1 protein-coding gene is annotated in these 428 nt (G+C 55.8%); it reads left to right on the top strand.

Annotation, left to right across the window (positions count from 1 at the left end):
- Positions 1 to 370: transposase (locus CXF87_RS12430; protein ID WP_198556095.1), on the top strand; the 370-nt coding region annotated here is incomplete at its 5' end.
- Between the last annotated feature and the right edge of the window lie 58 nt (positions 371 to 428).

Raw genomic sequence — 428 nt, 5'->3', positions numbered from 1 at the left:
CACACGGCTCCAGGCAGAAGCCGCCCTGGACGAGTGGATAGCCACCATCCCGAAGGGCCAAAAGGAAGTCTGGAGCGATCTGGTCAGGGCAGTGGGAAACTGGCGCGAAGAGACCATGACCTACTTCGAGACGGACATGCCCGTCACCAACGCTTACACGGAGTCCATCAACCGACTGGCCAAGGACAAGAACCGTGAAGGGCGCGGTTACTCCTTCGAGGTGATGCGGGCACGAATGCTCTACACCACGAAGCACAAGAAGAAGGCACCGACTGCGAAGGTCTCTCCTTTCTACAAGAAAACCATCGGTTACGGACTGCCGGACTTCGCAGAGGAACTCAACTACGGAGTCGATCTATCAACCATCTGAGGGTGGTATCAGATTGATGGGGTGAAGGTGCCCCATCAACCATTAAATCCGTATACCC

This window comes from Halomonas sp. MES3-P3E (genome assembly GCF_002836035.1).
GTDB classification, from domain to species: Bacteria; Pseudomonadota; Gammaproteobacteria; order Pseudomonadales; family Halomonadaceae; genus Vreelandella; species Vreelandella arctica.
This window is presented reverse-complemented; position numbering and strand designations above follow the sequence as displayed.